Annotated in this window: 19 protein-coding genes; 6 read left to right on the top strand and 13 right to left on the bottom strand. The window is 55.0% G+C overall.

Annotated features, from left to right (window positions below; all coding sequences use genetic code 11):
- Nucleotides 1-58: 58 nt before the first annotated feature.
- Both zitB and J9880_RS01305 read right to left on the bottom strand, forming a co-directional pair.
- Nucleotides 59-1012 (bottom strand): CDF family zinc transporter ZitB, encoded by a 954-nt coding sequence (gene zitB / locus J9880_RS01310; protein WP_095921218.1) that lies wholly within the window; start codon nucleotides 1010-1012, stop codon nucleotides 59-61.
- A 125-nt stretch (nucleotides 1013-1137) separates the two neighbouring features.
- Nucleotides 1138-1467 (bottom strand): protein YbgS, encoded by a 330-nt coding sequence (locus J9880_RS01305; RefSeq protein ID WP_095921219.1) that lies wholly within the window; start codon nucleotides 1465-1467, stop codon nucleotides 1138-1140.
- Nucleotides 1468-1668: 201 nt separating this feature from the next.
- Between J9880_RS01305 and aroG the strand changes: the two genes are divergently transcribed.
- The gene (aroG, locus tag J9880_RS01300) at nucleotides 1669-2721 is read left to right on the top strand and encodes a 3-deoxy-7-phosphoheptulonate synthase AroG (protein WP_095921220.1); all 1053 of its coding nucleotides are present in this window, start codon (nucleotides 1669-1671) and stop codon (nucleotides 2719-2721) included.
- Between the two features lie 76 nt (nucleotides 2722-2797).
- On the opposite strand, the gene J9880_RS01295 is transcribed toward aroG, so the two are convergent.
- The 10 genes from J9880_RS01295 to modE all read right to left on the bottom strand — a co-directional run bounded on the left by J9880_RS01295 (nucleotide 2798) and on the right by modE (nucleotide 11911).
- Nucleotides 2798-3271: a GNAT family N-acetyltransferase gene (locus tag J9880_RS01295; protein WP_095921221.1), complete on the bottom strand. Its 474-nt coding sequence runs from the start codon at nucleotides 3269-3271 to the stop codon at nucleotides 2798-2800.
- Between the two features lie 91 nt (nucleotides 3272-3362).
- Nucleotides 3363-4115 carry a 2,3-diphosphoglycerate-dependent phosphoglycerate mutase gene (gene gpmA / locus J9880_RS01290; RefSeq protein WP_095921222.1) on the bottom strand — a complete coding sequence of 251 codons (753 nt, stop codon included), beginning with the start codon at nucleotides 4113-4115 and terminating at the stop codon, nucleotides 3363-3365.
- A gap of 205 nt (nucleotides 4116-4320) precedes the next feature.
- Nucleotides 4321-4653, bottom strand: coding sequence for a PsiF family protein (locus tag J9880_RS01285; protein ID WP_095921223.1), 333 nt, complete (start codon nucleotides 4651-4653; stop codon nucleotides 4321-4323).
- Nucleotides 4654-4817: 164 nt separating this feature from the next.
- On the bottom strand, nucleotides 4818-5864 hold the full coding sequence (galM, locus tag J9880_RS01280; protein WP_095921224.1) for a galactose-1-epimerase: 1047 nt from the start codon (nucleotides 5862-5864) through the stop codon (nucleotides 4818-4820).
- Nucleotides 5858-7009: a galactokinase gene (gene galK, locus J9880_RS01275; protein WP_195817016.1), complete on the bottom strand. Its 1152-nt coding sequence runs from the start codon at nucleotides 7007-7009 to the stop codon at nucleotides 5858-5860. Before galK ends, galM begins: the two co-directional genes overlap by 7 nt.
- On the bottom strand, nucleotides 7006-8055 hold the full coding sequence (gene galT / locus J9880_RS01270; protein WP_095921226.1) for a galactose-1-phosphate uridylyltransferase: 1050 nt from the start codon (nucleotides 8053-8055) through the stop codon (nucleotides 7006-7008). The genes galK and galT overlap by 4 nt, the downstream gene beginning before the upstream one ends.
- A 19-nt stretch (nucleotides 8056-8074) precedes the next feature.
- Entirely contained in the window at nucleotides 8075-9091 is a 1017-nt protein-coding gene (galE, locus tag J9880_RS01265; protein ID WP_095921227.1) for a UDP-glucose 4-epimerase GalE, read from the bottom strand.
- A 249-nt stretch (nucleotides 9092-9340) separates the two neighbouring features.
- Nucleotides 9341-9478 (bottom strand): hypothetical protein, encoded by a 138-nt coding sequence (locus J9880_RS01260; RefSeq protein WP_232769988.1) that lies wholly within the window; start codon nucleotides 9476-9478, stop codon nucleotides 9341-9343.
- Nucleotides 9479-9535: 57 nt separating this feature from the next.
- A complete protein-coding gene (gene modF / locus J9880_RS01255) occupies nucleotides 9536-11005 on the bottom strand; it encodes a molybdate ABC transporter ATP-binding protein ModF (protein WP_095921228.1) in 1470 nt (489 codons plus the stop codon).
- A gap of 123 nt (nucleotides 11006-11128) precedes the next feature.
- Nucleotides 11129-11911 carry a molybdenum-dependent transcriptional regulator gene (gene modE / locus J9880_RS01250; protein ID WP_119826586.1) on the bottom strand — a complete coding sequence of 261 codons (783 nt, stop codon included), beginning with the start codon at nucleotides 11909-11911 and terminating at the stop codon, nucleotides 11129-11131.
- A gap of 188 nt (nucleotides 11912-12099) precedes the next feature.
- Between modE and J9880_RS01245 the strand changes: the two genes are divergently transcribed.
- From J9880_RS01245 to modC, 4 genes are all read left to right on the top strand, one after another.
- Nucleotides 12100-12255 (top strand): AcrZ family multidrug efflux pump-associated protein, encoded by a 156-nt coding sequence (locus tag J9880_RS01245; protein ID WP_232769987.1) that lies wholly within the window; start codon nucleotides 12100-12102, stop codon nucleotides 12253-12255.
- A 189-nt stretch (nucleotides 12256-12444) separates the two neighbouring features.
- Nucleotides 12445-13218 carry a molybdate ABC transporter substrate-binding protein gene (gene modA / locus J9880_RS01240; protein WP_095921230.1) on the top strand — a complete coding sequence of 258 codons (774 nt, stop codon included), beginning with the start codon at nucleotides 12445-12447 and terminating at the stop codon, nucleotides 13216-13218.
- 178 nt (nucleotides 13219-13396) lie between these two features.
- Entirely contained in the window at nucleotides 13397-14086 is a 690-nt protein-coding gene (modB, locus tag J9880_RS01235) for a molybdate ABC transporter permease subunit (RefSeq protein ID WP_232769986.1), read from the top strand.
- Between the two features lies 1 nt (nucleotide 14087).
- On the top strand, nucleotides 14088-15149 hold the full coding sequence (gene modC, locus J9880_RS01230; RefSeq protein ID WP_232769985.1) for a molybdenum ABC transporter ATP-binding protein ModC: 1062 nt from the start codon (nucleotides 14088-14090) through the stop codon (nucleotides 15147-15149).
- Here the strand turns inward: modC and J9880_RS01225 are convergent.
- The gene (locus J9880_RS01225) at nucleotides 15146-15409 is read right to left on the bottom strand and encodes a helix-turn-helix domain-containing protein (RefSeq protein WP_095921233.1); all 264 of its coding nucleotides are present in this window, start codon (nucleotides 15407-15409) and stop codon (nucleotides 15146-15148) included. The two genes, modC and J9880_RS01225, sit on opposite strands and share 4 nt — an antisense overlap.
- Nucleotides 15410-15546: 137 nt before the next feature.
- Between J9880_RS01225 and J9880_RS01220 the strand changes: the two genes are divergently transcribed.
- Nucleotides 15547-15831 carry a helix-turn-helix domain-containing protein gene (locus J9880_RS01220; RefSeq protein ID WP_095921234.1) on the top strand — a complete coding sequence of 95 codons (285 nt, stop codon included), beginning with the start codon at nucleotides 15547-15549 and terminating at the stop codon, nucleotides 15829-15831.

Below are 15831 nucleotides of genomic sequence, written 5' to 3'. Positions count from 1 at the left end.
GCTGACAAAAACGCCTCCGTGACGGAGGCGTTTTTGCTTTCTGCCGCTGGCGGCGCGATCAGTGATGATGGTGCGCGTGGCTGTGACCGTGATGATCATGACCTGCGCTGACGACGGGCACATCATTGATGCCGCAATCCGGCGCTTCACACCTGCCATATTCCATCTGAATAGTCGCGTGCCCGATACGGCATTTCTCCAGCAGATGATGCCGGATGCGTTCCAGCAGCGCGTCGTGATCGTGAGGCGGTATCACCTGCACATGCAGGGTCATCAACCGTTGTTCGCCAATCTGCCAGACATGAACATGATGTACGTTGCGCACCTCCGGAATGCTCATGGATAAATCGCGGCGCAGTTTGTCGATATCAATTTCCTCCGGCGTGCCTTCCAGCAACTCGTGGAAGCTCTCCCGCAGCAACCGCCAGGCGTTGGTTAGGACGAGACAGGAAACCAGTACCGACAAAATCGGGTCGATGGGTGTCCAGCCGGTGTTCATGATAATCAGCGCGGCAGCGACGGCACCGATCGAACCCAGCAAATCGCCAAGCACATGTAAGGCGGCGGCGCGCACGTTGATATTGGCTTTTTCTTCACCCTGATGCAGCAGCCAGAACGCCAGAATATTGGCAAACAGACCGGCGATGGCGATCACCAGCATGGTGGTGCCCATGACGGGCTGCGGATTGACGAAACGGGCGATGGCTTCCCAGACAATCAGCACCACGATGACCAGCAACGCCGCGGCGTTAACAAATGCCGCCAGAGTGGTCAGACGCAGATAACCAAAGGTATGCCGAGAGTTGGGTTTACGTTTCGCGAAACGCACCGCCAGCAGCGCAACCAGCAACGCTGCGGCGTCGGTGAGCATATGCCCGGCATCGGCCAGCAGGGCGAGCGAGCCGGAGATCAGCCCGCCAATTACTTCCGCAATCATAAAAATGACCGTCACAAGGAAGGCCAGCAGCAGCCGGCGGCTGTTTTTATCCTGCGGTAACAGGGTAGAAGACATAGTTATATTCACAAGAATGATGAACAGAGAAGATCACAATAGCGTAATCAGGAGGCGTTGCAAGAAGGGGCGTAAACGTGAAGGAGGAACCGAAGTTCCTCCTGAATGAGCAGTTTATGACGGGCTTAGTTACCGGTGGCTTTAGACTCGGAAGTCCCCGGCGTCTGGTTTGGACAGCGTCCGTCTTTGCACATGGTTTTCTCATGTTCCTGCGTTTTGCTCATATGATGTTTGGTGGTATCCGTCTGGGTATTCACCTCATCGGCAGGTTTATTGGTGTTATTAATCTGGTCGTTATCCACGTTTTTAGGCGCAATTTTCTGAATTGAACCCGGGGAATTCGACTGATTCGCCTGGCCGTTGTTATCGGAGGCAGATGTTTCACCGGCAGCGAAAGCAGCACCGGTGGTCAGCGCCATGGTTGCGGTCAGTAACATGATTGCGAGCTTTTTCATAATTTCATCTCCATTGTTGCAGAAAGGTCCGTGGTCGTTTTTCATGTGTCTGATAAAAGACTAGCTAAACAATTCATGTGCTAAATCAAATTGAGACTATTCGGAAGTGTAAAAGCAGGTTTACACCGTCATGCAATACGGCTAGATTGAACGCGGTCAGCGTTTCGCTTTGTCTCTTATGAACACCCGAATGGAACAGTTATGAATTATCAAAACGACGATTTGCGCATCAAAGAAATTAAAGAACTATTACCGCCGGTTGCCCTTCTGGAAAAATTCCCCGCCACTGACAAAGCGGCAAAAACAGTCTCTCAGGCGCGTAATGCAATCCATAAGATCCTGAAAGGAAACGATGATCGTCTGCTGGTTGTTATTGGCCCTTGTTCTATTAACGATCCGAAAGCCGCGAAAGAATATGCCGCCCGTCTGCTGAAAATGCGTGAAGAATTGCAGGGCGAGCTGGAAGTGGTTATGCGCGTTTACTTTGAAAAACCGCGTACCACGGTGGGCTGGAAGGGGCTGATCAATGACCCGCACATGAACAACAGCTACCAGATTAACGACGGTTTACGCATTGCCCGCAAACTGTTACTGGATATTAATGACACCGGTCTGCCTGCTGCAGGCGAGTTCCTGGACATGATCACGCCACAATATCTGGCGGATTTAATGAGCTGGGGCGCAATCGGCGCGCGTACCACAGAATCTCAGGTTCACCGTGAGCTGTCTTCCGGTTTGTCCTGTCCGGTAGGTTTCAAAAACGGCACTGACGGCACCATCAAAGTGGCTATCGACGCCATCAACGCCGCAGGCGCACCGCACTGTTTCCTGTCTGTCACCAAATGGGGTCACTCCGCGATCGTGAACACCAGCGGGAACAACGACTGCCATATCATTCTGCGTGGCGGTAAAAAGCCAAACTACAGTGCTCAGGATGTGCAGGAAGTGAAAGAAGGCCTGAAGAAAGGCGGCCTGCCAGCCCGTATCATGATCGATTTCAGCCATGCCAACAGCAGCAAGCAATTCAAAAAGCAGATGGAAGTGTGTGAAGATGTCTGCGGTCAGGTTGCTGGCGGCGAACAATCCATCATGGGCGTGATGGTGGAAAGCCATCTGGTGGAAGGTAATCAGAGCCTCGACAGCGGCGAGCCGCTGGTTTACGGCCAGAGCGTGACCGATGCCTGCATCGGCTGGGAAGATACCGAAGTGCTGCTGCGCAGCCTGGCAGGTGCGGTAAAAGCACGCCGCGGTTAAATAGTTTCGCATCCCCCTGCGTACAGAAGCCCCGTTTATGCGGGGCTTTTTCTTTGGTGAAAAAGGGCAAAATGACTCACAGTTCGCAGCGCATATCCATACAACGCAAATCAGCATTCGCCATCTCAGAGCGATAAAGACTCTCTTTAACCAGACAGAATCCATTCTTCTTATAAAACTCAAAGGCATTCGGCGTAGACGCCAGAGTAAGTGCTGTGAATCCTCTCGACTTCGCTTCTGCTTTTATGGCAGCAAGAATTTGGGTGGCAAGACCTTTCCCTTCGTATTCTGGCAGCGTAAAAATCGCTTCCACACTGCCATTTTTCAGATCCAGAAATCCTGTTGCCACGGGTGTGTCCAGCCCGTGCACCTGTGCGACAAAAAAAGGATTCTCCGCAATAGCTTTGCGGTATCCGGCAGGCATCTGTTCGGGCGTCCACGCCATTACAATGTCTGCGCCATAGGTATTTTTACATCCGTGGCGGATAGCCTGATTTCTTATTTCCCAAAGTATTTCTGCTTCATCTGGCGACGCGAGTCTGACGGGCATCGGTTTCTCCTCAGGTCCAGAGACAAAAAAGGCACGCTTTCGCGTGCCTATTCAACTTCAACTCTTTCTGCTTCATGCAGAAAACGCGAAATTACTTCGCTTTACCCTGGTTTGCCACGGCCGCGGCTTTCGCTGCGATTTCGTCGGCATTACCCAGATAGTAACGTTTAAGGGGTTTGTAGTTTTCGTCGAATTCGTAAACCAGCGGAACACCGGTAGGGATGTTCAGTTCCAGAATTTCTTCTTCGCTCAGGTTATCAAGATATTTAACCAGTGCACGCAGGGAGTTACCGTGTGCCGCGATGATGACGCGCTCGCCGCTGGCGATGCGTGGTTTGATCACGTCAGTCCAGTAAGGGATAACGCGGTCAATGGTCAGCGCCAGGCTTTCTGTCGTTGGCAGTTCTGCAGCCGTCAGTTTAGCGTAACGCGGATCGTGGCCCGGGAAACGTTCGTCAGCGCGATCCAGTTCTGGTGGTGTCACAGCAAAACCACGACGCCATTGTTTAACTTGCTCGTCACCGTATTTCTGTGCGGTTTCAGCTTTATCCAGACCCTGTAACGCACCGTAGTGACGTTCGTTCAGTTTCCAGGATTTCTCAACCGGCAGCCATGGCTGGTTCAGTTCGTCCAAAACGTTCCACAGAGTATGGATGGCGCGTTTCAGCACGGAGGTGTAAGCGAAATCAAATTGGAAGCCTTCGTCTTTCAGCAGCTGACCCGCAGCTTTTGCTTCAGTGCGGCCTTTCTCGGACAAGTCAACATCATGCCAACCGGTAAAACGGTTTTCTTTGTTCCACTCACTTTCACCGTGTCTTACCAGCACCAGCTTGGTTACAGCCATAGCTAAACTCCTCAGTTAACTGAATTTTCAATGATAACAGTTATCATTATAGGGTCTGGGCGTCCCACTCAGCAATCTGAAACTACGTCAGGAAGGCTTCGCGGGAGTCCGTTTGTATTAAACATAACGAATTTGCTGCGGCGATGTAAAACAAAACGCGCAGACCGTTCGCCGGACAGCGCGTTTTATCCACCAGACCGGGGGATCAGCTGGCTTTTTTCAGGCAGGTGCTCATGAAGGTTTTACGGGCATCGCCCTTCAGATCTTGTTTCGCCGCGTCTGCGTTACAGGTTTTCATCTTCTGCTGTTGCGGATTCAGTTTATCGTCCGTTTTTGCCTCTGCTTTCAGGCAGTTGCTCATGAATTTTTTCCGCTCATCGCCTTTCAGCGACTGCGTGGTGGCCTGCTGATTACAGTCGGTCATCTTTTGGCGTTGCTCAGTCTGAGCAGGGGAAGGGACTTTCACCGGGTCGGCCGCCAGCGCGGAACCCGCCGCGCACAATGTGGCCAGCAGGGATAACACAACAGGTAAACGCATAACGAACTCCTTATTAAACGTCCTTTTACGCAGGACACTCTCTAAGCGTAGATGCGGGAAATGCCTTTAGCTGAAAATGTGCCGGGTCAGATGCGCCGTGAGTCACAAATTCGCACAAGTCGGAACAGAGGAAGACAGGGCCGGGCGACCCTGTCCTGAGCAAATTACAGCGCGAAGAACTGATAGGTGGTGGCGGATTTATACGCCTGTCCCGGTTTTATCCAGCAGCTGGGCTGTGGCCAGGTCGCGTGGTTCGGGCTGTCTGGCAGGAATTCACTTTCCAGCGCCACACCGCTGTAGCTGGCATATTCGCCGCCGCTGCGGTTCGGTGTGCCGCCGAGGAAATTGCCGCTGTAAAGCTGTACGGCGGGTGCGGAGGTGAACATGGTCATTTTGACTTTGCCGTCAGCGGACCACAAATGCGCCGCCGGATTCGTGCCGGTATTGCAGGTGCGGTTCAGCAGGTAGGCGTGATCATAGCCTTTCACCCGCTGCTGATCGCGATCCTTGAGGAAATCCTTCGCCAGCGTTTTTGCCGCGTTGAAATTCATGCCGGTGTTTTCAACCGGGGTCGGATCCGCACAGGGAATGCCGTCACTGTCGACCGGCAGGAAGCGGTCAGCGAACAGTTGCAGCTTGTGCTGGCGCGCATCGGTGCCTTCGCCGTCGAGATTGAAATAGGCATGATTGGTCAGATTGACCGGACACAGCTTATCCACGGTGGCTTCGTAACGAATTTCCAGACGGTTATCGTCCGTCAGCTGGTAATGCACCTTCGCGGTCATATTGCCCGGATAACCCTGATCGCCGTCGGCCGAAAACAGCTGGAACGTCAGCTTCTGCGCGGTCTGTTCCAGGATCGTCCAGCGGCGCGCATGGAAACCTTCCGGCCCGCCATGAAGCTGATGAACGCCCTGATTTGCGACCACCAGATGCGGTTTGCCGTCGATTTCAAACTGCGCGCGGGCGATACGGTTGGCGTAACGTCCCACGGTCGCGCCGAGATACGCGCTCTGGTTCATGTATTCCTGCGGGGACTGACAGCCGAGCAGCAACTCGCGCGTCGTGCCATCCGCCAGCGGCAGGGTGAAGGATAACCAGGTCGCGCCCCAGTCCATGAATGTGGCGGTGGCACCCGCCGCATTCTGTAGCGTCACCTGTTCAAACGGCTGGCCATCGGGCGCCAGCTGTGTGTTTTCAGGTTTTAACATATGCCTGCTCCTTGTGAAGCGGTGCAAACGTAGAAGGTTTCTTTCAGGCCGCTGTGCGCCTGATATTGCTGTTCCACCGCATGACGGACTTTATCCACCATGTCTTCCGGTACCAGCGCCACGATGCAACCGCCGAAGCCGCCGCCGGTCATGCGCACGCCGCCTTTATCGCCAATCACTTCTTTGACGATTTCAACCAGCTTGTCGATTTGCGGCACGGTGATTTCAAAATCATCACGCATTGACGCGTGAGATTCCGCCATCAGTTCGCCCATGCGTTTCAGGTCACCGCTGGCCAGGGCATCTGCTGCTGCCAGCGTACGGTCGTTTTCAGTGATCACGTGACGCGCACGGCGGGCAACCACCGGATCCAGTTCATCCTGAATGGAGAAGAACAGGGCAGGATCGACGTCACGCAGCGCTTTCACGCCGAAGAAACGGGCCGCCACTTCGCACTGTTCGCGACGGGCGTTGTATTCGCTGTCCACCAGACCGCGTTTCACGTTGGAGTTGATGATCACCACCGCCGCGTTTGTCGGCATAGAGACCGCGCGGGTTTCCAGTGAACGGCAGTCGATCAGCAGGGAGTGATTTTCCTTACCGAGCGCGGAAATCAGCTGATCCATGATGCCGCAGTTACAGCCGACAAACTGGTTCTCTGCTTCCTGACCGTTCAGCGCCAGCGCCACGCCATCCAGCGGCAGATCGTATAAGGATTTCAATGCCTGACCGACGGCCACTTCCAGCGAGGCAGAAGAGCTCAGACCCGCGCCCTGCGGCACGTTGCCGCTGATCACCATATCAGCGCCGGAGAAATCTTTGTTGCGCAGCATCAGATGCTTTACCACGCCGCGCACATAGTTGGCCCACGGGTGCGCATCGCTGTGCAGGATCGGTTCGTCGAGGGAGAAGCTGTCTTCGTCGTTGTCGTAATCGGCGGCGATCACGCGGATCGTGCGGTCATTACGCTGGGCGCAGGCGATCACCGTTTCATAATCGATGGCGCAGGGCAGCACAAAACCGTCGTTGTAATCGGTATGTTCACCGATCAGGTTCACGCGACCCGGCGCTTTGATGGTAATGGTCGCAGGGTAGCCGAATTTATCGGCGAAGATTTCCAGGGTTTTGGTTTTCAGTTTCATTATTTTTCTCCGGCCTCACGATAATGGACATCACTTACCGCCCGCAGACGTTCAGCGGCTTGTTCCGCCGTCAGGTCGCGTTGCGTCTCAGCCAGCATTTCGTAGCCGACCATGAATTTGCGTACCGTGGCTGAACGCAGCAACGGGGGATAGAAATGGGCATGCAACTGCCAGTGTTCGTTGTCGCCTTCGGTAAATGGCGCACCGTGCCAGCCCATGGAATACGGGAAGGAGCACTGGAACAGATTGTCGTAGCGGCTGGTCAGTTTTTTCAGCGCCAGCGCCAGATCACCGCGCTGTTCATCGGAAAGCTCAGTGATGCGTTTAACGTGCACTTTCGGCAGCAGCAGGGTTTCGAACGGCCATGCCGCCCAGTAAGGGACGACGGCCAGCCAGTGTTCGGTTTCCACCACCGTACGGCTGCCGTCAGCCAGTTCGCGCTGCACATAGTCAACCAGCATCGGCGAACCCTGTTGTTGCAGATACGCGCGTTGCAGACGGTCTTCCCGTTCGGCTTCGTTTGGCAGGAAACTGTTGGCCCAGATCTGCCCGTGCGGATGCGGGTTAGAGCATCCCATCGCCGCGCCTTTATTCTCGAAAACCTGTACCCACGGATAGGTTTTTGCCAGATCCGCGCTTTGCTCCTGCCAGGTTCTGACGATTTCCGTCAGCGCCTCAACCGACAGTTGTGGCAGGGTTTTGCTGTGATCCGGCGAGAAGCAGATCACGCGGCTGGTGCCACGTGCGCTCTGCACACGCATCAGCGGATCGTCGCTTTCCGGCGCAAACGGCGTATCCGGCATCAGCGCCGCATAATCATTGGTAAATACGAAGGTGCCGGTGTATTTCGGGTTCACATCGCCGGTCACGCGCGTATTGCCCGGACACAGGAAACAGTCCGGGTCATGCGCAGGCAGGATTTCCTGAGAAACCGCTTCCTGCTGACCCTGCCACGGGCGTTTGGCCCGGTGCGGGCTGACTAAAATCCACTGATCGGTCAGCGGATTGTAGCGGCGATGTGGGTGATCAATCGGGTTAAACGTGGTCATAAACTTTCCTTAGTGCGCCTTAGTCCGGGTAGCCTTGCGGGTTTTTCGACTGCCACAGCCAGGTGTCATTGGCCATGTCTTCCAGCGTGCGGGTGACTTTCCAGTTCAGCTCTTTCGCCGCTTTGGTCGGATCCGCCCAGTACGCCGGTAAATCGCCGTCGCGGCGTGGCGCAAATTTGTAATTCACCGGTTTACCGCAGGCTTTGCTGAAGGCATTCACCACTTCCAGCACGCTGTGACCGAAGCCCGCGCCCAGGTTGTAGATATGCACGCCCGCTTTATTGTGCAGGGTTTTCATCGCGGCCAGATGGCCGTCAGCGAGGTCAACCACATGGATATAGTCGCGCACACCGGTACCGTCCGGCGTCGGGTAGTCATTGCCAAAAATAGCCAGAGACTCACGGCGGCCTACCGCGACCTGCGCGATAAACGGCATCAGGTTATTCGGCACGCCCTGCGGGTCTTCACCCATCAGGCCAGACGGATGGGCACCGACCGGGTTGAAGTAACGCAGTAAGGTGATGCTCCACTCAGGCTCAGCGCGCTGAACATCTTCCAGAATTTGTTCGACCATCAGTTTGCTGCGGCCGTACGGGCTGGAAGGGTTGCCGGTCGGGAAATCTTCGACGTAAGGGGTTTTGGGCTGATCGCCATATACCGTGGCGGAGGAGCTGAAAATCAGGTTTTTCACGCCCGCCGCGCGCATCGCTTCGATCAGCACCAGCGTGCCGGTGACATTGTTGTCGTAATAAGCCAGCGGTTTCGCCACGGATTCGCCGACCGCTTTCCAGCCTGCGAAATGAATGACGGAATGAATGTGGTGTTCGCTGAAAATTTTATCGAGAAGCGCACGGTCGCGGATGTCGCCTTCATAGAACAGCGGCGTTTTGCCGGTCAGGGTATTGATGCGTTCCAGCACGCTGACTTTACTGTTGTGAAGATTATCCAGAATGATGGGTGTATAGCCTGCATCAATCAATTGAACGCAAGTATGACTGCCGATGTAACCGCTACCACCTGTGACTAAGACGTACATAATAGCTCCCCGATGATTATCTTGATGCAACGATATCACGCTGCAAGGCTGAAAAAGGTGATCCATCCCCAATAAAATGGAATCGCTTACACAAACAGTTTATCACCTTTCAACCCGACCAGACAGAGGGCGCGCGCGGTTCAGAAAGCCAGCGGCAACGGCGGTGAAGCCGGAATGACCGGCTTGTGTAATCGCTTACACGGAAGGCGATGCGTTATACGGATCCGGGTTTTCGCTAATTTTTTCAGACTACAACCCGGTGTCGGGCGACAGATTGCTGAGCAGCCAGCGGCGCAGGGTCACGATATCTGGCCGGTCTTTTTTCTCCGGGGTGGTCACCAGAGAGTCATTTGCACCGGGAAGATGATGGGGAAAGGGCGTGGTCACCGCGCTGATGGCGCAGGAGTGAAGCCGGCCTTGCGCAGACGGAAGGCCGGAAAGGGATTACAGCGCGTCGATCTGATAACGGTAGATTTCCCCGTCAGGAATAAAGCTCAGACGATGGGTAATGCACTGCGGCGCATCTTCTGCGTGGTGTGAGACGAACAGCAACTGCGTGTCACCTTCGCCAATCAGGATATCGACAAAACGGCGCACCAGCTGGCGGTTGATCGGATCCAGCCCCTGCAAGGGTTCATCAAGAATCAACAGCGCCGGATGTTTGACCAGCGCGCGGGCAATCAGCGCCAGACGCTGTTGCCCCCAGGACAGGCTGTGGAACGGCGATTCCCCGGCATCGCCGCCCAGACCGAGCAGTGTCAGCCATTGCGAAGTCAGCAACCGCTGGCGATCGGACACCGCCTGATAAATGCCGATGGAATCGAAGAAGCCGGAAGTGATGACATTGCGCACGCTGGTGCTGACGCGGTAATCAAGATGCAGGCTGCTGCTGACGTAGCCGATATGGCGTTTGATATCCCAGATGGTTTCCCCGCTGCCGCGACGGCGGCCAAACAGCGTCAGATCATTACTGTAGCCCTGCGCATGATCGCCGGTGATCAGGCTCAGCAGGGTGGATTTCCCCGCGCCGTTCTGACCGGTGATCTGCCAGTGCTGGCCCTGATCCACCTGCCAGCTCAGATGATGCAGGATCGGTTTATCGTTATATTGCACCACGCCGTCACGCAGTACGATCAGCGGGCTGCCGGAGGGCGGGCTGACGCGCGCGGTGGGATCTTCCGCTTCCGGCACCGCCATGCCATTCAGGCTTTCGCTGTGCGCCAGTTGCGCGACCAGTGCGTCGGCCATCACCTGTTCCCGCGGGCCGACCGACGCCAGCGTGCAATCGGCCAGCACGCCGACATTCTTCACAAACGCAGGAATGTCGTCGAAGCGGTTGAGCACCAGCACCATCGTCTGGCCTTCGCCGGAAAGTGTTTCCAGCAGTTGCGCCAGTTGCGCACGGGCATTGACGTCCAGCCCGTCAAACGGCTCATCCAGCACCAGCAAATCAGGTTTCTGCATCAGCACCTGACACAGCAAGGTTTTGCGGGTTTCGCCGGTGGATAAATATTTGAAGCGGCGGTCGAGCAATTTCTCAATACCAAACTGCGCTGCAAGGGCGGCACAGCGCGCCGGATCCCGCACGTCATCCTGAATGATTTCAGCGGTGGTGCGGCCGGTATCGTCTTCGCCTTCGCTCAGCAAATCGGTGTTGTTGCGCTGCCATTCATCGGCGACCAGCTTCTGCAACTGTTCGAATGAGAGGCGCACGATATGGCAGAAACTGTTCTCGCGGCGGCCTTTCAGTAACGTCAGATCGCCTGCCAGCGCGCGAGCCAGCGCGGATTTCCCGCTGCCATTCGAGCCGACAAACGCCCAGCTGTCGGCCTGTTCAATGTTCAGATCAGAAAGTGTGAGGGTTCGGGTATCGCTGAGGCGGAAAACACCTTGCGTAATATGCAACGACGACATTTTTTATCTCTCATTTTGAAATGATTATAAAATAAGGGATATGCGCTGCACCTCTGCAAGTCAATTGACAAATCTGCAAAATGAAAACGCTGATTTTGCAAGATCCTGATTCTGAATATTTTTTTAGCACAACGTGGCGATGATCACTTTGTCATCATCAAACTGGGCAAAAACGGTCTGACCGCTTTTCAGTGCCAGCTTGTCGATGCTGCTGTTCGCCACGGTCGCACACAATGTTTCGCTGCTCGGCAGCTTGATCAACACTTCGCTGCTGTTTTCACCGCGCTGGATGCTGGTCACATTGCCCTGCAAGGCGTTATGCGGATTTTCGGCGGTGAAGCCGAGGGTGATCCACGGTGCTTTGATCAGTACCAGCACCTCTTTGCCCGGTGTCAGGGCCAGACGGTCGGCGCTTTGCTCAGTAATCGCCGCGCGGATTTGCGTCTTGCCGTCGGCCAGCAGGATATCGATATGCTGCTGCACAATGCCGTGACCGCGTTCCACCACGGTGCCGAAAAACTGATTACGGGCGCTGGTTTGCAGGGAGAAGCGGGAAATGGCCGCCAGCAGACTGTCGAGGGGCAGGGAATCTTCTTTCAGCACATCAAAGGCTTTTTGCTGGATCTGCGCCAGTAACTCATAAAGCTGGATCAGGCGTTCGCCGTAAGGGGTCAGGACCGCGCCGCCGCCGCCTTTGCCCCCGGTACTGCGTTCCACCAGCGTCTGATCGGCGAGCTGGTTCATTTCATTGATGGCATCCCAGGCGCTTTTATAGCTGATGTTGGCGAGCTTCGCGCCCTGACTGATCGAACCGGTATGGCGCACCTGCCGCAGCAATTCGATACGGCGCGGATCGGCAAACAAACGTTGCTGAAGTTTAAGGGTTAACAGAATTTCGGCTTGCATTGCAGCTTCCTTATTAGAATCATGCCTTATTGTCGCCGCTAAACCTGCAGGCAGGCAAGTTGGCTAAATGCTAAAGTAATTACAGTCCCGTGCTGTTATTATCCGCAACAGTTTGATTTTTCGTTTTGACTTCATACAGGAAGTCCTACATCGTCTTCGGGCGATTCAGCCAGTCGAGTGAGGCTATCATGTTAGAACTATTAGAAAGTTTGATTTTCGCTGCCATCATGGTACCGGTATTCATCGCGGTGATCCTGGGCCTGATCTGGGGACTGGGCGAAGTGTTCAACTTTATCTCCCACGTGGGGCACTCAAAAGAATCCCGCGAGAAACCTCATTACTAAATGAGTCGTTTCCACTGAAAACGCAAATTCACAGAACCCGGCCTTTGTGCCGGGTTTTCTTTTTTTAGTTCAGATCAACAAACTGCACATTCTCCCGCCCTGATACATAAAAACGGATGACATCATTTTCTGCCACGCTATATTAATGCTTACATAACGTAACATCTCTTCATAAGGCGAAGGAAACCGATGACAGTTCAATGGGGCAAAGTATTCACCGCGACCGTTCTGGTGGCAGGGCTGGGTGTACAGGCGCAGGCGGCAGACAAAATCACCGTATTTGCAGCGGCGTCACTGACCAATGCGTTGCAGGATATCGCGACACAGTATCAGAAAGAAAAGGGCGTGCAGGTCGTGTCTTCCTTCGCCTCTTCCTCCACGCTGGCGCGCCAGATTGAGCAGGGCGCACCGGCGGATATGTTTATTTCTGCCGATCAGCAATGGATGGATTACGCCATCAGCAAACAGCAGATGGTGGATAACACCCGCTACACCTTGCTGGGCAACGAGCTGGTGCTGATTTCTGCGGCTGGCAGCAAAATCGACAAAGTGGATATCTCAGAGAAAACCGAATGGACCAAACTGATTGGCGACAGCCGTCTGGCGGTGGGCGACCCTGATCACGTTCCGGCCGGGATTTATGCCAAAGAAGCGCTGCAAAAACTCGGCGCCTGGACCACGCTGGAACCTAAACTGGCGCGCGCCAGTGACGTGCGTGCCGCCATGGCACTGGTTGAGCGTGAAGAAGCGCCGGTCGGGATTGTGTACGGTTCTGACGCGGTCGCCAGCAAGAAAGTGAAAGTGGTCGGTATTTTCCCGGCGTCCAGCCACAAGCCGGTGGAATACCCGATGGCGATTGTCAAAGGCCATCAAAACGCCACAGTCAGCGGTTTCTATGAGTATCTGAAAACGCCTGCGGCGGCGGAAATCTTCAAAAAATACGGTTTCACGCCACGCGGTTAATTCATCGCTTTTGCTGAAAACAGCTCAGGTCTTGCGGGTTACCCGGACCTGAGCTGCGCCATCTCTGTGTTTCTTTCCCCCTCTGTGATTCTCTATACTGCGACGGGAACTAAAGCCTTCGAAATTTTTGCCGATATTTTATCTCTGCGACACATAAATTCAGGATTAAGAAACCGACATGATGTTGAGTGAATATGAGTGGCAGGCGGTACTTCTCAGTCTGAAAGTATCGAGCCTGGCCGTTGTTTGCAGTCTGCCGCTTGGTATTCTGATGGCGTGGATCCTGGTCCGCTGCCGCTTTCCCGGCAAATCCCTGCTCGACAGCATTATCCATCTGCCGCTGGTGTTACCGCCGGTGGTGATTGGCTATTTGCTGCTGGTGGTGATGGGGCGTCGCGGGTTTATCGGCGAGCGGCTCTACGACTGGTTTGGCTTCAGTTTCAGTTTCAGCTGGCACGGTGCCGTGCTGGCCTCGGCGGTGGTGGCGTTTCCGCTGATGGTCCGGGCTATCCGCCAGTCGCTCGAGGCCGTTGACCCGAAACTGGAACTCGCGGCGCGTACGCTGGGTGCGTCGCCGTGGCGGGTGTTTTTCACCATCACGTTGCCGCTTTCCGTGCCGGGAGTGATTGTCGGCGTGGTGCTGGCGTTTGCCCGTTCGCTCGGTGAGTTTGGCGCGACCATTACCTTTGTGTCGAATATTCCGGGCGAAACCCGCACCATTCCGCTGGCGATGTACACCCTGATTGAAACGCCGGGCGCGGAAGGGGCCGCCGCGCGGCTTTGCGTGCTGGCGGTCCTGCTGTCACTGGCGGCGTTACTGGTTTCTGACTGGCTGGCAAAACGCAGCCGTATCCGGCTGGGAGGCTGACATGCTTGAACTCGATTTCAGCCAGACGCTGGGCAGCCTGGAATTACAGGTCACGCAGACCTTACCGGCGCAGGGGATCACCGCCATTTTTGGTCTTTCCGGCGCGGGCAAAACCTCGCTGATCAATGCCATCGGCGGGCTGACCATCCCGGACACCGGCCATATCACGCTCAATGGCCGCATTTTATCGGATGTGCAAAATGGCATTTTCCTGCCGCCTGAAAAACGCCGTGTCGGCTATGTTTTTCAGGATGCGCGCCTGTTTCCGCATTACCGGGTAAAGGGCAACCTGCAATACGGCATGGCGCCGTCGATGCGCGGTCAGTTCGACAGCATTGTGCGTTTGCTGGGGATCGGCGCGCTGCTGGATCGCTTTCCGCTCACCTTGTCCGGCGGCGAAAAACAGCGTGTGGCGATTGGCCGTGCGCTGCTGACCGCGCCGGAAATCCTGCTGATGGATGAACCCCTGGCCGCGCTGGATATCCCGCGTAAACGCGAGCTGATGCCGTATCTGGAGCGGCTGGCGCAGGAAGTCAGCATCCCCATTTTGTATGTCACGCACAGTCTGGATGAGATCCTTCGTCTGGCGGAAAAAGTGCTGGTGCTGGATGCGGGTAAAGTGCTGGCGATGGGCACGCTGGAAGAGGTCTGGGCGAGCAATGTCATGCGTCCGTGGCTGCCGAAAGAAGAGCAAAGCAGTGTGCTCAACGTCAGCGTGCTCGAACATCATCCGCGCTATGAAATGACAGCGCTGGCGATTGGCGATCAGCGCCTGTGGATCAGCAAAGTGGATGAGGAACCCGGCACCGCGCTGCGGATCCGCGTGAATGCCACGGATGTGTCACTGGTGCTGCAACCGACGGCCAACAACAGCAGCATCCGAAATGTGCTGCCCGCTAAGGTGCTGGAATGTCTGGATGTCAGCAATCAGGTCGAAGTGAAACTGGCGATGGCGGATCACATTATCTGGGCGCGTATCACGCCGTGGGCGCGGGATGAGCTGATGATCCGCGCAGGCCAGTGGCTGTATGCGCAGATCAAAAGTGTCTCGGTAAATCGTTAGCTCTTCGCGGCCTTAAAGGCCTCGTAAAGCACCACAACGTCTTCGGCAAACGCATCGTCAATGATATAAAAATAGCATTCCGGCACATTCAGTACGCGGGCGAAATGACACATGGTGTCAAAGTTCGGGCTGTATGTGCCGCTTTCATATTGCGACACCCGCGAACGCGCAGTGCTCTCATCAATTCCCGCTAAAACCCCTAATTTTTCCTGCGTCAGTTTGGCTTTCTTGCGGGCTGATTTAAGTCGGTGTGGGATCATCATCAATAACCATAGAAACTGTATTGACGTTATGTTTAGCATCACTTAACATAATTGTTGTTTAGAGTTACTGGACATCGTTATCGGAAAGTGTAGTCGAGCTTTCTGTTGGCTGCAGGCACAACAAAGGAAGAGTGATGGAGAAGGGAACATTAAAAGACTGGCATCAGGCGGATATCATCGCCGGGCTGCGCAAAAAAAGAACCACGCTGGCAGAAGTTTCACGCAGAGCGGGTTTAGGATCCTCGACACTGGCCAATGCGCTGGCACGTCCGTGGCCGAAAGGGGAAATGCTGATCGCCCGCGCCCTGGGCGTTCATCCGTGGGTGATCTGGCCGAGCCGGTATTTTGACGAAGAGTGCAGGTTAATACGCCGGAATATCATTGCACCGAGAAAAAAAGCCGCAGTGAAAACGGAGTGA

Origin of the sequence: Rahnella victoriana (assembly GCF_021276285.1) — a bacterium.
Taxonomy (GTDB): Bacteria; Pseudomonadota; Gammaproteobacteria; order Enterobacterales; family Enterobacteriaceae; genus Rahnella; species Rahnella victoriana.
This window is presented reverse-complemented; position numbering and strand designations above follow the sequence as displayed.

Excerpts from the sequence above, each read along its gene's own strand:
- zitB (WP_095921218.1), bottom strand. The coding sequence starts at position 1,012 with ATGTCTTCTACCCTGTTACCGCAGGATAAAAACAGCCGCCGGCTGCTG.
- J9880_RS01305 (WP_095921219.1), bottom strand. The coding sequence starts at position 1,467 with ATGAAAAAGCTCGCAATCATGTTACTGACCGCAACCATGGCGCTGACC.
- aroG (WP_095921220.1), top strand. The coding sequence starts at position 1,669 with ATGAATTATCAAAACGACGATTTGCGCATCAAAGAAATTAAAGAACTA.
- J9880_RS01295 (WP_095921221.1), bottom strand. The coding sequence starts at position 3,271 with ATGCCCGTCAGACTCGCGTCGCCAGATGAAGCAGAAATACTTTGGGAA.
- gpmA (WP_095921222.1), bottom strand. The coding sequence starts at position 4,115 with ATGGCTGTAACCAAGCTGGTGCTGGTAAGACACGGTGAAAGTGAGTGG.
- J9880_RS01285 (WP_095921223.1), bottom strand. The coding sequence starts at position 4,653 with ATGCGTTTACCTGTTGTGTTATCCCTGCTGGCCACATTGTGCGCGGCG.
- galM (WP_095921224.1), bottom strand. The coding sequence starts at position 5,864 with ATGTTAAAACCTGAAAACACACAGCTGGCGCCCGATGGCCAGCCGTTT.
- galT (WP_095921226.1), bottom strand. The coding sequence starts at position 8,055 with ATGACCACGTTTAACCCGATTGATCACCCACATCGCCGCTACAATCCG.
- galE (WP_095921227.1), bottom strand. The coding sequence starts at position 9,091 with ATGTACGTCTTAGTCACAGGTGGTAGCGGTTACATCGGCAGTCATACT.
- modF (WP_095921228.1), bottom strand. The coding sequence starts at position 11,005 with ATGTCGTCGTTGCATATTACGCAAGGTGTTTTCCGCCTCAGCGATACC.
- modE (WP_119826586.1), bottom strand. The coding sequence starts at position 11,911 with ATGCAAGCCGAAATTCTGTTAACCCTTAAACTTCAGCAACGTTTGTTT.
- J9880_RS01245 (WP_232769987.1), top strand. The coding sequence starts at position 12,100 with ATGTTAGAACTATTAGAAAGTTTGATTTTCGCTGCCATCATGGTACCG.
- modA (WP_095921230.1), top strand. The coding sequence starts at position 12,445 with ATGACAGTTCAATGGGGCAAAGTATTCACCGCGACCGTTCTGGTGGCA.
- modB (WP_232769986.1), top strand. The coding sequence starts at position 13,397 with ATGATGTTGAGTGAATATGAGTGGCAGGCGGTACTTCTCAGTCTGAAA.
- modC (WP_232769985.1), top strand. The coding sequence starts at position 14,088 with ATGCTTGAACTCGATTTCAGCCAGACGCTGGGCAGCCTGGAATTACAG.
- J9880_RS01225 (WP_095921233.1), bottom strand. The coding sequence starts at position 15,409 with ATGATCCCACACCGACTTAAATCAGCCCGCAAGAAAGCCAAACTGACG.
- J9880_RS01220 (WP_095921234.1), top strand. The coding sequence starts at position 15,547 with ATGGAGAAGGGAACATTAAAAGACTGGCATCAGGCGGATATCATCGCC.